The 15417-nt window shown below is 59.1% G+C and carries 9 protein-coding genes and 1 CRISPR repeat array; of the genes, 7 read left to right on the forward strand and 2 right to left on the reverse strand.

Annotation, left to right across the window (positions count from 1 at the left end; genetic code table 11):
* Window positions 1-108: 108 nt before the first annotated feature.
* From cas6 to C5B91_RS19570, 6 genes are all read left to right on the forward strand, one after another.
* Window positions 109-906, forward strand: coding sequence for a CRISPR-associated endoribonuclease Cas6 (gene cas6 / locus C5B91_RS19545; protein WP_115820204.1), 798 nt, complete (start codon window positions 109-111; stop codon window positions 904-906).
* Window positions 899-3058 (forward strand): TM1802 family CRISPR-associated protein, encoded by a 2160-nt coding sequence (locus C5B91_RS19550; protein ID WP_115820203.1) that lies wholly within the window; start codon window positions 899-901, stop codon window positions 3056-3058. The genes cas6 and C5B91_RS19550 overlap by 8 nt, the downstream gene beginning before the upstream one ends.
* A gap of 9 nt (window positions 3059-3067) precedes the next feature.
* Window positions 3068-4147 (forward strand): type I-B CRISPR-associated protein Cas7/Csh2, encoded by a 1080-nt coding sequence (gene cas7b / locus C5B91_RS19555; protein WP_115820202.1) that lies wholly within the window; start codon window positions 3068-3070, stop codon window positions 4145-4147.
* Complete coding sequence (gene cas5b, locus C5B91_RS19560; protein ID WP_115820201.1) at window positions 4147-5001, forward strand: type I-B CRISPR-associated protein Cas5b; 855 nt, start codon at window positions 4147-4149, stop codon at window positions 4999-5001. The genes cas7b and cas5b overlap by 1 nt, the downstream gene beginning before the upstream one ends.
* A complete protein-coding gene (locus C5B91_RS19565; RefSeq protein WP_115820200.1) occupies window positions 5002-7854 on the forward strand; it encodes a CRISPR-associated endonuclease Cas3'' in 2853 nt (950 codons plus the stop codon).
* A gap of 104 nt (window positions 7855-7958) precedes the next feature.
* Window positions 7959-11783: direct repeats of the CRISPR family, unit length 30 nt; unit sequence CTTCCAGCAGGACCGTAGACGGGTTGAAGG.
* A gap of 89 nt (window positions 11784-11872) precedes the next feature.
* Window positions 11873-12760 carry a hypothetical protein gene (locus C5B91_RS19570; RefSeq protein ID WP_115820199.1) on the forward strand — a complete coding sequence of 296 codons (888 nt, stop codon included), beginning with the start codon at window positions 11873-11875 and terminating at the stop codon, window positions 12758-12760.
* Window positions 12761-12959: 199 nt separating this feature from the next.
* Here C5B91_RS19570 and C5B91_RS19575 read toward each other — a convergent pair whose 3' ends face one another.
* A complete protein-coding gene (locus C5B91_RS19575; protein WP_199708862.1) occupies window positions 12960-13613 on the reverse strand; it encodes a hypothetical protein in 654 nt (217 codons plus the stop codon).
* An 84-nt stretch (window positions 13614-13697) separates the two neighbouring features.
* Here C5B91_RS19575 and C5B91_RS22000 point away from each other — a divergent pair, with 84 nt between their 5' ends.
* Window positions 13698-13901, forward strand: a complete 204-nt coding sequence (locus tag C5B91_RS22000) for a hypothetical protein (RefSeq protein ID WP_147298797.1) — start codon at window positions 13698-13700, stop codon at window positions 13899-13901.
* 97 nt (window positions 13902-13998) lie between these two features.
* Here the strand turns inward: C5B91_RS22000 and C5B91_RS19580 are convergent, their stop codons facing one another.
* Entirely contained in the window at window positions 13999-15198 is a 1200-nt protein-coding gene (locus C5B91_RS19580) for a site-specific integrase (RefSeq protein WP_115820214.1), read from the reverse strand.
* Window positions 15199-15417: the final 219 nt, after the last annotated feature.

Genomic DNA, 15417 nt, shown 5'->3' on the forward strand with positions numbered 1-15417 from the left:
GGTGGGTATCTTTCTTTTGTTCGTCCATACTTTCATATCACGAGACACGAAATTGTTGGCTGTCATGTCCGGGAATGCTTTCGGACGGTTTGGCAGGGGAGGTGAGGAGTGCGGCTTTTAGTTCGACTCCGAGCTGACGCTGACGCAGCATACGATAACCAGTATCACCGGGGGCTCGCAGGTCGCGTGTGGCGTGCACTCGACGGCGAACAGTTCGACGAACTCCACGACCAGAGCGAGCCGACTGGGCTCTCGATGAGCAATCCCTTTCCGGTCGGGCCGATTGAAGAGGGAGACCGGAGGAACGTCCTTATCGCCTCTGCGCGTGACGATGTCCTGCACGCGGTCGCGTCCAGTCTCATCGAGGACCGTGAGTTCAATATCAAGCAGATGCCGTTCACTGTCGAGGAAGTCACGGGTATCGAGCCGGACGTCGGAGAGCCAGGAACGGAGGGAATGCTCACGACCGACACCGGGCTCGTGGTTCGGATTCCTCACTGGAAGTTCGACGAGTACGGCATCGACGCACCGAGCGACGCACCGGAGTTCTGGAGGGCGAAGCACACGCTCGAGCCACTGAAGGAGCAACTCGAGAACAACCTGGACCGGAAACACGGACTATATTGTAACGACTACCTTCCAGGGCCGAGCGACGTTGGGGGCGACCTCTTCACGAGTTACGAACACATCAAGACGTACGCACTCCCTGTGACTGTCACAGAGGGCGTGACGGAAACCCATATCCTCTCGAAGTTCCGTTTCGGGTATCGCGTTCGAGATGACGACCACCGACGTCATCTCAATCTCGCACTGGACTGCGGACTCGCCGAGCGGAATAGTCTGGGGTTCGGCTTCGTGAATATCCGCGAGGACAAGCGCGTCCCGCCGGGGGGCCGTCGTGTCTGAGTCGTTTACTGAACGATTCGACCGCTACTGGGATGAGCGTCCGGTCACGTCACTTCGTCGCGTCCAGACGCTCTACGGTGCGATCGCCGAAGCACGGAGCGGCGGAGGCTCGGTCGTCCCAGAAGAGTTCCAACTTTACGTCACACCCGGGGAACTCGACGGGTTCACCACGGCGGAAGGCGGAAGCGACGGCCCAAAACTCGTCACGGTCTACGTCGATCTGACGGACGAACCGACGCTCGACGGCGTGGAAGCGACGACGTTCCGTCAGGATGACGTGCCGAAACTCGGATTCTCCCGCTACCCGTGGGGTCGCGGTATCGACCACAGTATCACGCGACGTGGTGCGAAAGGCGGGTCGCCCGTCTCGACAGCGACGACGTACTGTGTGGATTGCCTCCGTCGATGGACGAACGCCGACGACAGAGAGCCTGCAGTCGGTCGGGTCGTGGACGAGCATCCAGACGGATGGATCATCGAGGGGCTACAGTCCATTGGCCAGCGTGATGGTCTCAAAGACGACCTCGAAGGGCTTCTCAAACAGTCGTTCGACGGCGGGGCACGAGTTACAGCGACCGTCGCCATCAAGCTCGATACAGATGGGCTTGAACACGCGCCCTCGGGCGACCCAGACGACGGCTACTACTATCCCGGACAACTCCACGTACTCAACGCGGGAATGCGAGCACGGAAAGAAGAAAAACTCGCGCGAAAAAACCTCGAGAAATCAGACCCACCGTCGCGCGGTGAGGCCGCATGCCTCGTCACGGGTGAAACCGAGACGGTCTTCGGGACGGCTGAGGACCCGCTCGCCTTCTTCACGGTGCAGCACGCGGAGAAGTTCAACGGTCTCAAGAAGCCCGAAGCGTGGCGTGCACACTCGATTTCCGCGGAAGCCGCATTACTGATCCAATCCGGGAGTTCGATGGTCGAGGGATGTCGAACGACACGTCGCGGGCGAAGCATCTACACGATCCCGTACTTCACGCGGATGGACGGGACGCGAGCCCAGTACCTCGACTTCGCGCTCGGCGAAACAGCCATCGAGACGCAAGCAGACCTCGTCGAAGTCCAGAAAGCGATCGAAGCACGGGACGAGGGTGCCGTGGCCGACCTCCGGTTCTACGTCGTCGTCGTCCGGAATGATAGCGGCGACATCAACGTCCTCACCGAGACACCTGACCTCTCAATCCAGCCCGCACGTGAACTCGCGGAAGCCCACATGCAGGTCCTCGAAGGCTCGACATTCGACAAATCCGCCGGATTCAACCAACCTCCAGAGTGGGTTCCCATCTCGGACGGGATCACCACCGAACCAGTCCTCTACTCGATCGTCGATGGACTGTACGCGTACGGTACGCTCTCGACGCCGGGCGGCGACGCGCCACCGGCGGACGACCCAGCAGACTGGCTGACGTTCACGCTCCTCTCCGGCGATGGGGAAGCGATCCCCGTCGAGCGACTCCTCGATGAATACGTCGAACGTATCGTGGCAGAGCAACGTGATGACGACGAGAACCGCCTGCCCGAGTCACATCTCAAGACGCAGTTCGCACAACTCGAAGCCCTTGCCCGTGTCGACCGACTCACAACGAATACCACCAACGACGCACTGACCGCCCTTACACGCATGCCAACAGCAACGACCGATACCGACGTAGCCACGGATGAGTTCCTCGACGAGGACGGAAACCTCGTCGCTTTCTGGAACTTCCGCAAGTACCGTCTCGACCGATTCATTGAGGAGCGCCCGGCGTTCGAAGAGCCCGACCGACTCGGCGCCTTCCTCGCGGGGGTTCTCGTCGGCCAAGTCGGGGACTATCAGGCCCAAACCCGAGAGATGAATCAGACCGTCCTCCAGCAGTATCCCGCAGAACAGATGACTGGCGGCCGGATCAACCAGTTCGTCCCCAAACTCGTCGACAAGATGAACGCGTACGCGAGCGACACCTCGTATGGGTCGTCGCTCTTCCCCGAACTGGAAGAGCGCCTCACGGACCTCCTGGGAGCACAATGGGAGATCCGAACGTCCGACCTCCGATTCCACTACGCAATCGGCCAGCTGTACGGGAAGCGAGCCAGGAACCGAGCGCACGACCTCCGAGAGGACGTCGCACGACAATCTGGAATTGAGCTCGAGAACAACCAGTAACCACTCACCATGACCGAAATCACAGACACCGTCGCGAACCGCTCCGAGATCGTCTTCATCACCGACGCCCAGGACTGCAATCCGAACGGGAACCCGCTCGGCGAGAACCGACCCCGACAAGACCCCGTCACTGGCCAGGGCGTCATCACAGATGTCCGTCTGAAGCGCTACCTCCGCGACCAACTTGAGGCCGACGGACACGGAGTCTTCGTGAAGAAGACTGCAGAAGGAACAAGCGGGAGTCGTGCTGCGCTCGCACTTGACGTACTCGGAGATATCACGACCGAGGAAGAACTTGAGGAGATCGACGACATCGCCGAGCAGTTCCTCGCAAACGCGCTTGACGTTCGCTACTTCGGTGCGACGCTCAGTTTCAACAAGGACGCAGAAAACGCCGTTCACGAAGCTCTCTATGAGCAGTTCGAGGGAGGAAACTACACGGGCCCCGTCCAGTTCAGCCCCGCTCGGTCACTGAACGCTGTCGAACTCAACGAGGAGTCGAACACACTCACGAGCGTCATCTCAACGAACGAAGGGAAGGACGTCGGTGGGTACGGACTCGACGACCACCGCATCAAGTACGGGATCTTTCCGTTCCACGCGATTATCGACGAACACGGCGCGGAGAACACGGGCCTCACCGATTCGGACGTCGAACGTCTCGATACGCTCTGCTGGCGTGCGCTGAAGAATCAGACGGTGAGTCGTTCGAAGGTCGGGCAGTCCCCACGGCTCTATCTCCGTGTCGAATACGCGAAAGAGGGCTTCCAAGACGGCGACCTCCACAACGCGATCACGCTCGACCGAGAGAGCGCGGGGAACAGTGAACCGATGCCTGACGAAGAGCTCCGAAACGTCAACGACGTTTGTCTCGATGTGACGACGCTCCTCAACCGGCTGGGGACGCTCTCTGACGCCGGTCAGGTCGAGTCTGTCGCCGTGATCGGGAGCGAGTACCTCTCGGTGAGTGTCGACGGCGATGTTATCGGAACCGCTGCCGACCTCGGGAGCGAACTCAACGCGCGTGGTGTTCCGACCCGCGAGGTCGACGTGTACGAGGAGTTCCAGGAAACACTCCCGAGTGAGTGATGGCACGCCGAGATACGAACGGGGCGTACCGGGGTCCCACGGTGACCGCGGACGACCCACCGACAGTAGACGACGGCATCCCATCGAAGTGCCTGACGTTCGAGCTCACGGGGGACTGGGGTCACTTCCGGAGAATCGACCGGACGGTGACGAAACAGACCTATCGAGTGCCGCCACGAACGACGCTCGCCGGTCTGCTCGCCGCCGTCGTTGGTGTTGGCCGTGACGGCTACTACGATATCTTCGCCGACGACACGTCGGCTATCGCGGTCGAGTTGCTCTCCCCACCGCGAACGGTTTCGCTGCCGTCACTCGGCCTCGGGACGAATCCGAACGAGACGTTTTCGAGCAGTGGCGGTACGGGGAACAAGACCGTCAAAGTCCAGTACCCGGACAGCACGGCCGCACGACAGCTACACAGCTACCACTATCTCGTCGAGCCCGCGTATCGGGTGTCCGTCGCCGTCGAAGACCCGGTCTTCTACGGAACGCTCCGCGACAGACTCGAAGAAGGAGTCGCGTACTATCCACCGACCCTCGGACTCTCTGAACTTCACGCCGCAATCGGATACGAAGCGAAACAGACCGGTGAACACGCTGTTGAACGCGTAGCGTCACCGGACCGCTGTACAGTCGACTCACTCGTTCCGAACGGCGTCGACGCAGTCATTCCCGACACCGAACAATCCTATGCGGTTGAACGCGTCCCTGGAACGATGACCGCCGACGAGACATCCCGGAAGACGACTTCCTACGTCGATTACGCGTTCCGGGAGGACACCGGTCAGTTGACCGTCGACGCGTCGAAGGTTGAGGTTTCGAAGGTTGACGGTCGAACGCTGGCGTTCATCTAGATGTACGACGACATCATCGCTCGACCCGGTGAGAACGGAGCTGAGGACGAACTGCTGACGGTGCACAGTGAGGATGTCGCCGAGCTCGCGCCCGCCCTCTGCGGTGACGACTTGCGTCGCCTCGCATCCATTATCGGCCGTCTCCACGACTTCGGGAAAGCGACGACGTACTTCCAGCACCACGTCCGCGGGAAACCAGTCAAAGATGTCCGGAGTACGTATCACGCCCGGCTTGGCGCGTTCGCCGCCTTTCACGTTCTCAACGAATGCGGATACGATGACCGCGACTGCCTCGCCGGCCTGCTTAGTATCCTCCGCCACCACGGTCGACTCCCCGACGCAGCCGAGCAGCTAGTCAAAACGACCAAAGCAGAACGTGCCGAGGAAGGCAGCGCGTATTTGGCTGGCCAACTATCGGATATCGAAGACGGCGAAGATCGGACGGCAGTCGCTCACGAGTTACTCCAGAACGCCTCCGGTGGCACTGTCTCCTGGACGTCATTCAGGGATGCGATGCGTGAGGGCGACATATACGACAGAGTCCTTGATCTGGTCGGAGAGGCGAAAGGGGACATTAAGGCGTTAGTGCTGCTGGTTGAGCCGTCTCCGGATTCCCTCCCCGACGCGCTCTACGACCGGACGGTACGGCTCTGGAGTGTCCTCACGTTCGCAGATAAAACGTGTTCCGCTGGACTCGAAGACGACCGCCGGCTCCGTCCAGAAGCTCTCGAACTCGACGATCTGGAGGACGCTATCGAAGCGAAACGACGCGGCCTCTCACCCCCTCCTAAATTCGCAGAGCACGACACCGACCTCGGCGGTGACGCGTCCGACGAAGCGACGCTCAATCAGCTTCGTGAGGGCATTCGACGCCACGTCAAGGAGAACGCACGGGCGTTCGCAGACCGAGACGACCACGTTGCGACACTCACACTCCCCACTGGCCTCGGGAAGACCTTCACCGGAATCACCGCCGCGTACACGATCCGTGACGAGACACGACACGAAGAACTGGGCAAGCAGCACGCGCCCCGTGTTGTCTACGCTCTCCCCTACACGTCGATCATCGAGCAGACACGGGACGTTTTCGAGAACGCGCTCAACGCCGACCCGTTCGGACGAGCGTTCACGGTCCATCACTATCTCAGCGACACCGTCACCTACCCATCCATCGCCGAACTCGAATCGATCCCAGACCAAGCGACCGATGACAGCGCGTACTTCAATGCGTCTCGCTTCGCGGAAAGTTGGCGCAGCGGAACCGTGCTCACGACGTTCGTCCAGCTGTTCGAGAGCCTCACCGGTCCGACAAATGCACGCGGCCTCAAACTCCCAGCGCTCCATGACGCCGTCATCATCCTCGATGAACCCCAAACCCTTCCGAAGGAGTGGTGGCCCGCGATCAGATACCTCGTCGATCTGCTCATTACCGAGTACAACGCCCGCGTCGTCTCGATGACCGCGACGCAGCCGAGCCTCTTCGACAATGCACCCTTCGACGTCTCGTCGCTGCTCTCAGCATCTGGACAGTCAGCACCCCCGATCGAGCGAGCGGCGTTCGATGCTGTTTCCCGTACAACGTACGAGATCGACGAGTCGGTTTCCGTCGACGAACACACTGGGGACGTAGACTACTGCAGTCACACCACCGCTGGAACCCGACTCGTCGAAGCCATCACTGGAAATGACACTAACACATCAGCGCTCGCTGTTTGCAACACGATCGAAAGCGCATCCACGCTCACAACCGCGACAACGGCCGCAGCAACCGCGGCTGGAGCGCGAACGAAGCACATCGGCGCAGTTTATCAATCTACTCTCAACGAACTCTCCGCATCGCAACGGGCCACAGAATCAGTTAGCATCGAAGTACTCGACCAGGAACCAGATACGTCGGATCTCGCAGTAGCAGTGCTCGAGAAACTCGGCTTCGAAGCGATAGCCAAGTCGACAGAGGGAGTCACAGATTGGACGTGGCAGTATAGTGGTCCGTCCGACAGACTCCTCGTTGGCGAGTTTTCCTCGCGGTACCGTCCACGGGACAGACGTGTTCTAGTGACTGTTGCCACCGTCATCGCACGCTCGACCCAGCCATTCGCCTTCGTATCGACACAAGCAGTCGAAGCTGGTGTCGACATCAGCTTCAGCGCGGTCTTCCGTGACCTCGCACCACTCGACAGTCTCGTGCAGGCCGCCGGCCGATGTAACCGCTCGTTCGAATGGGGGCTCACTAGCGGTGATGTCACCATCTGGTCACTCGGACCGACTGAAGACAGCGCAGAACCCCCCGCGAACTACATTTATCCGCAAGCAGAACTCACCAAGGTCCGCCGAATTCTGGACGAACTCTGTGAGATGCGGGGTTCACGGACAGTCCCCGATACTGCCGTCGAGACAGACGCTATTCCCGCGTACTTCGACTGGGTCGCAGCCGAGAACGAAGCTGATGTCGAAGACCGAGAACTCACGCACGCCCTCGAGACTTGCCAAGGAGAGGTTCTCGCACGCCGAAGTCTCATCGATAGCGGATACGAAACCCGCGACGTCATCGTCGCACACACCCCGGTCGAGCGCAGAGCAACCAAGCGCCTCACAGAACTCCTCAGTGAGAATTCTCACGAACAAGCAGCGGGGTTCGAACTACTGAACCACCTCAGTGGTCTCCGTGTCTCCGTCCCTCTCAAGAGCCTCGAAGGAGTGACCACGATCACCCGAATCGACGGCCGACCACTCAACGACCCCGAAGGGGTCAACGTCCTCACCACCACCCGAACCGGAAACGGTCAATTCTACGATCTCGCCGACGGCGGCCTCAGAATCACCGACCTCATCAGCGACCGCTTCTCCATCTAATCACTTCTGTCGACCCCCCGGGGGTAGACCCAGAATTAGGGGTCGACAGAAACACTTGAGTGAATTCCCCGAAAAGAACCGTTCACGCCCGCATATCGGGCATCCTTCCAGCAGGACCGTAGACGGGTTGAAGGATTCGCGTCTCCACCGAGCAGCAGAAGCAAGACGGGCTTCCAGCAGGACCGTAGACGGGTTGAAGGGGGGTTAGTCGGCGCGGTCGTCCTCCGCTTGCACCGTCTTCCAGCAGGACCGTAGACGGGTTGAAGGCAACGGATAGCGACCGGCGGTCGCGTACCCCCGGATGCTTCCAGCAGGACCGTAGACGGGTTGAAGGACAATCGACGACGAACTGCCGGTCGCAAACCAGCCTTCCAGCAGGACCGTAGACGGGTTGAAGGATCCGCCAGTTCGCGAACGACCTCGAAATCCTCGCCTTCCAGCAGGACCGTAGACGGGTTGAAGGGTCCAGAAGTCGCAATCAACACGACGAGTGCCCTTCCTTCCAGCAGGACCGTAGACGGGTTGAAGGCGCCGTAATCCGCCAATGCTCCCGACTGAATGGATTCTTCCAGCAGGACCGTAGACGGGTTGAAGGCACTCGTAGGCTTCGCCGACCGACTCGGAGAGCGGGCTTCCAGCAGGACCGTAGACGGGTTGAAGGACGAGGTCTGCACCAGAGCAGACGGCTGGGAGACTGCCTTCCAGCAGGACCGTAGACGGGTTGAAGGAGATGTCCGCGATGCGGTGACGAGACGGCGACGAACTTCCAGCAGGACCGTAGACGGGTTGAAGGTCTGCGCGCCAATTCGATCACACGGCGACAGGGTAGCTTCCAGCAGGACCGTAGACGGGTTGAAGGTTTTCCCAACGCCGGTTTGTCCGTTCTGGGCCGTGCTTCCAGCAGGACCGTAGACGGGTTGAAGGAGTCCAAGGACGACGAACAAGATCGTTAGTTCAGGCCTTCCAGCAGGACCGTAGACGGGTTGAAGGAGTGGCCGACGCGCGTTCTCTGAGTCCTCGTGTTCGCTTCCAGCAGGACCGTAGACGGGTTGAAGGGCGGTATCAGGTCATCGACAACGTGACTGGTGTGCTGCTTCCAGCAGGACCGTAGACGGGTTGAAGGCTCCCGCTCCGCATCGTGGACAGTTACCGTCGGTCTTCCAGCAGGACCGTAGACGGGTTGAAGGGGCGCTCGTCCTAAATGGAGATCCGCTGTGGCTCCCTTCCAGCAGGACCGTAGACGGGTTGAAGGGTCGCCGTGGGGTCGTTCCGCGTCGAGAAGTGTGGTCTTCCAGCAGGACCGTAGACGGGTTGAAGGTATCGATCGTCTCCCCGACCGCGTCATCGGTGGACTTCCAGCAGGACCGTAGACGGGTTGAAGGGCAAGATGGTAGTTCAGATAGTAGAGAGGAGTCTAACTTCCAGCAGGACCGTAGACGGGTTGAAGGCGGCCCCATGAATGGGTGGTAATGATGACTGACACTTCCAGCAGGACCGTAGACGGGTTGAAGGGGCTACAAGGACATCACCGCGTCGGCGCTTATCGACGCTTCCAGCAGGACCGTAGACGGGTTGAAGGGGCTAGGAAGTGTAATCAAAGTGAGAGCCGCATGACTCTTCCAGCAGGACCGTAGACGGGTTGAAGGCGTTCGTAACCGACTGGAGTATCTGGTTGACCAGGGCCTTCCAGCAGGACCGTAGACGGGTTGAAGGGAGATTCTCCACGTGGGTGCGGACGAGGAGTGCGACCTTCCAGCAGGACCGTAGACGGGTTGAAGGCCGGATGGACGACCGCGTTGGCGGGAAGCAAGAAGCTTCCAGCAGGACCGTAGACGGGTTGAAGGTGGATGCTCGCCATCGTCCTGTACAACTCGTGGGCGCTTCCAGCAGGACCGTAGACGGGTTGAAGGCCGACGAAAATATCACGTCGTTGAAATTCACGTCTTCCAGCAGGACCGTAGACGGGTTGAAGGGTCCGGCCTCCGATGCTCGTGAGTTCGATGACGGCACTTCCAGCAGGACCGTAGACGGGTTGAAGGGCCGACATCGCCAGTGGCGACGACCCGACCCGCCAACTTCCAGCAGGACCGTAGACGGGTTGAAGGTCTGAAATCCCGGAACCGTGCCGCCCAGCCCTCCGCTTCCAGCAGGACCGTAGACGGGTTGAAGGGTCCGGCCGCCGACAGCCGTGAGTTCTATGACAGCGCTTCCAGCAGGACCGTAGACGGGTTGAAGGGGCACGTCGAAATCGTAGTCGAACTCACAACCGACTTCCAGCAGGACCGTAGACGGGTTGAAGGGGCGTGTTGTTGCTGCCGTCTTTATTCCCGCTCACTTCCAGCAGGACCGTAGACGGGTTGAAGGCCCGAGCCGAGCCTGACAACACACCCTCGACCCTTCTTCCAGCAGGACCGTAGACGGGTTGAAGGGACGACGGTGCCGCCCCCGATCCGATGATCGAGACGCTTCCAGCAGGACCGTAGACGGGTTGAAGGACCGGTTTCTCAACGCTCTGACCATGGAACTCGAAGCTTCCAGCAGGACCGTAGACGGGTTGAAGGCTCATCGTGAACAAAGAAGAGTTCCACGAGGCGACTTCCAGCAGGACCGTAGACGGGTTGAAGGCAGACACGTTGACATCGACTTCGACCGGTGGAACACTTCCAGCAGGACCGTAGACGGGTTGAAGGTGTTCACAGATGGGCCGGTGAGAGAAACCATCCCGTCTTCCAGCAGGACCGTAGACGGGTTGAAGGACGACCGAGATGGTCGGTCTCCGTCGTGATCAGCCCTTCCAGCAGGACCGTAGACGGGTTGAAGGACGACCGAGATGGTCGGTCTCCGTCGTGATCAGCCCTTCCAGCAGGACCGTAGACGGGTTGAAGGTTCATCAGCGACGCCAGCGACTGGTCGTCGTCGTTCTTCCAGCAGGACCGTAGACGGGTTGAAGGACGGCGACCGGCTAGAAACGACCACGAACCGACACCTTCCAGCAGGACCGTAGACGGGTTGAAGGTCGGTCCCAACGGCGGTGGGGTCCGTCCGGGCCGAGCCTTCCAGCAGGACCGTAGACGGGTTGAAGGGACGTGAGGTAGTGCGCCGCGTTCCGAGCGTTCACCTTCCAGCAGGACCGTAGACGGGTTGAAGGCGACCGTCGTCGTCGCGGTCGCGGTCGAGGTGGTCCTTCCAGCAGGACCGTAGACGGGTTGAAGGAACGGAAGTGCGCTGTCTCGCCGTCCTCAGCTTCCAGCTTCCAGCAGGACCGTAGACGGGTTGAAGGTAGACGAACGTGTAGAATCCGTCGCGTCGAGCGACTTCCAGCAGGACCGTAGACGGGTTGAAGGGACCACGAAAGGGACGGGTGCTTTGTGGAAGATTGGCTTCCAGCAGGACCGTAGACGGGTTGAAGCGAACGGCGGGTTCACCGCGAGTTCTTCCCGACCCTCTTCCAGCAGGACCGTAGACGGGTTGAAGCCGTATCATGACACTATTCATGAGTTTTTCCCCAAGCTTCCAGCAGGACCGTAGACGGGTTGAAGCAAGGCGGTCTTCAACCGTATCGACGACCGCGACGACCTTCCAGCAGGACCGTAGACGGGTTGAAGCTGTATGAGTAAGCGCGACCTGAAAAGCGGCCAGTCTTCCAGCAGGACCGTAGACGGGTTGAAGCTGAGGGTCACCCTGGAAGACGGGGGACGCGATACCCTTCCAGCAGGACCGTAGACGGGTTGAAGCGGGAGATCGTCGACCGACTTCCCGCAGTTCGTGCTTCCAGCAGGACCGTAGACGGGTTGAAGCGCCGACGACGGGAAGAACTTCGTCGACGGCGACGACCTTCCAGCAGGACCGTAGACGGGTTGAAGCGTGTTCTGCCCGGAATGCTGGTTCGACCTATCCGACTTCCAGCAGGACCGTAGACGAATTGAAGCGAAACCGTCGGCTTCGACACAGTGCTGGGACCCCTGATAGCGCAAACGCCGAGTTGATTTAAGCACGTATCACCAACACCTCTGCACAGATGGCTCGTGTCGTCTACTATCACCATCCCCAAGCCGAGAACTTCTCGCTGAAGTATAGCTCGGCCTCGCAATCCGAGATTCTGTCCCGTCGTGAAGATTCAAACGGCGCGACGAAGCTCATCGGCTATCCGTTTGATACCCCAGTCTATGTCCTCTATGAGAGCGACACGGAGATCAAAGACGCAAACGAGGTTGATTTCGACCAGAAATGGCTCAGCGGTCGAATCGCCGAGCTTCCCCGGGAGGGGCAGGTCGTCGCGTTTCGATTAGTGGAATTACTCGAAGCGGCTGTAGACGTGAGAGAAGAAGAAGAGTTCCGCCTCTATAAGGAGTTTGAACCACAGAAGATTCGGCAGGCACTCGACCACGTCTCGTGGGGCGCACCACTCCCACAGGTCGCCGGTGAGCTGATGTCAAATCTCATTCTCCGGCATTCGCTGCCGAATGCGAATCATCGGACGGGGATTGCAATGCTGCAGTTCTGTATCGAGAGTGTGAATCCAGATTTCGAAATGCCTCGCACTCACCTTGATGATGAAACCTGGCAGGAGTGGGTTGATCCCTATATCGTCGACTCGAAGCGCCTCATCACTGTTCGACGGAACAACATTCGATTCAAGCAACTGCAAGAACTTGGCGTCGACCTTGTGGAGCGAAAAGACGGGATTCAGATTCAGTTAGACGAGTTCGAGCTGGATATGCACTGGCGTGACGCACTGTCGACGTACGCCGCTCGGCACGAAGATCACTGTACAGAGTTTGCTCGTGCAGTATTGGAGCGCACAGAGCGGGATGATCTCCTCGAGAAAGCGGAGCCGACAAAGCAGGAGTTCATCGACTATCTGGAGTCTGGGCTCGTCGAACGGGATTTCAGAGAACTGTTTTGATTTGATCAGTCGCGAAGCTCTGCGACCGACTGACCGACCTCTCGGACGTGGGCACTTCGCTCAAGGTCAAGTTCCTCAGCGAGGTAATCAACCGTCTCTTCGAGGCTCATACCTGAAGGAAGCGCTCCGATCAGTATAAATCTAGTGCTGTACCATGACTACGGAGGAGATGACCTGACTGTCTAATAACTGGATGGAGCTACCGCTGCGAGAATCCGGTCGCCTCAACTGGAAATCCATCGGCCTGTTTTGCGACATGGCTTGGCAGCTGGTAAACTCCGCCCTCTACCCGCTCCATCGGTGCTTCGAGCGCCCCCTCTGAGAGCGACCGTTCGCTCCACTCGGTGTGCGAAACCGCGACTTCAAATCCGGCGACTCGTGGTGGAACTGCAGGCAATGCCTCGGCATTCTCCGGGTACTCCTCCAGAAGCGGTGCGTATCGGAAGGGAAGACGAAGCAGATGACTCCGGGTTGTTTTCCCGGAGTAGAAACACCGATTCGGATCTGCAACGAGTACATCCTCAACGCGTTCCTCGTCAGTCGGATAGTCGATACCGTAGTGGTCCGGGTTGTCACCCGATTGTGCTTGGATTACCCGATCGATCGCCTGCCCGAGACTCATTGGGTCGGTCGCATGCGAGAGCCAGCAGGCTGCTGCAAGAGCGTCGTCTGCGTCGTTGGTGAGCGTGTACGTCGAGATTTCTGGGGAGTTGATTGGCGCGTAGTACGCACGCACTGCGAATAGACAGGGCTCGTAGACTCGTCCACCTGCCTCATTCGCTTCGGCGGCGACGTCGTCAACGGCGAGTTCGAAGAAACCGTTGTCGATGACCGAGAGGCCCTTGTCGACCACATCCAAGACGACGATGCGCCCGACTCGGGTGACGAGCGAGCCACCGCCGACGGTGGAGTAACCGTCCGTTCGGTCGTGAGCAAGGTGCTTGAGATTGACCCCGACGGTGTTGTTGACCACCTACGAGCCGGTGAACTAAGTGACCAGGTCGACCGAATCAACGGTGCGATCGATGGAATCGAGAACCACGATGAGGTCGACAGACGTGACACGTACGGACGAATCACGTTCCGGCACGTGGCGTATCGTTACTACTTCACAGAGGCCGTCGCCGCGTACCTCCACTAGAGGCAAGCGGAGTACATCCCATTTTTCTGAGGCTCACAGTTGTTACAGAGTCGCATGAATATCCTGCTCAATCAGTATTAGGAAGGGAGGAGTGGACTCAGGATTCAAATGCCGCTTCCAACTTCTCATACATCCTCCTTCGCCGGGCCTTCCGCTCTTGCTCTCTCGACAAGTAATTCCGAAGCACAACCTCCGTTGACGAACTCCCCTGATCTTCAGCAACCCCCTCTAATCCTTCAAGTACCTCCCCAACAGCCTCCTGATACGCCGAGTACCAGAATCGCCGCCCCATCTTCGGTGTGGGCGTATCTCCATCAACAACTACTTCAGCAGTGTCAGCAAGCTGTTTGAACCGACGACGTATCGTACTAACTGACACATAGCCTGTCGACGACGATCGAGACGGGAACAGATACCCGTTCCACATCTCACGGTCAGAGAGCGTATCAATCCGATCAGCAACGACATCGACCCCATACAGTAACGTCACCTCACCAGGTCCGTTCTTCCGCTCTCCATCACCGAACGACAGATGCGGGTCCTCAGCATCCAAAACAACCTGGTCGACGTGCAACGCGGCAACCTCAGAGGGGCGTAGCCCCCACCCAGCAAGTGCAACAACGAGCAACTCCGCTTCGGAGGAAGCTACCTCACTGTAGATCCGCCGCACTTGCGACGCGGACAACGACTGTGGGTCTGGTTCGCTGGCTTCCCAGCCGAACTCTTCGCCAGCCTCGGCGAGCGGATTGTACTTCGCGTACTTTCGGCGTTTCACGAACGCGTACCACGCCCTTGCGACGTGCAGATATTCGAGCTTAGACCGATCCGTCGATAGCTCCTCGTCGAAGACGTCGAGGACGGCGAGACAGTGCTCTATTTCTCCCGGTTGCTGGTCTAACTCAGATAGCGGTTCGAGCAACGCATCAGTCCCGTGCAGTTCTCGATAGGTCCGAACCCACTTCGCCAACCGTGTCCGGTGGGTCTCGACGGTACTCTCTGCCCGTCCACCACGAGTTCCTATCGAGTTGAGATACACTTCTAGAGCGTTAACAGTATCCGTGTGGTCGACGTTCCATTCCCACTCATTTGAGTCCTCGTCTTCAAGGCCGACGACGTCGACGAAGAACTGCGTGGGCGTCAGGTCGTGGTGCTCTCGCAGCGCGTACGCGATTCCACTGTATCCGTGTTTAGTGAGCCACTCGTAGGTCGGAACGTCTCGATCTTCGTCGAACCCGTCGCGATATCGCTTCGGTGCGATGTCTTGCCAGTAGACGTCGACGAGTTCGTCGAGGCTCATTTGTGACCACTTGTAGCGCTTTTCTCTCGTCTCGTTCTCTGAAGCCCCATCCTTCGCGTCCAAACCCTCGGAGTCAGACTGCTGACTCACACCTGCTCACCGGGGAGTAACCCGCTCGCTGCGTATTGGGGTGATTCTGAATCGGAGATTTTCATTACTCACTGACTTTCTTCCATTGAGTTAATACTTTGGCTTGTGAAGGAGTGGATTATACACAAC

Origin of the sequence: Haloferax sp. Atlit-10N, from assembly GCF_003586325.1 — an archaeon.
GTDB lineage: Archaea > Halobacteriota > Halobacteria > Halobacteriales > Haloferacaceae > Haloferax > Haloferax prahovense.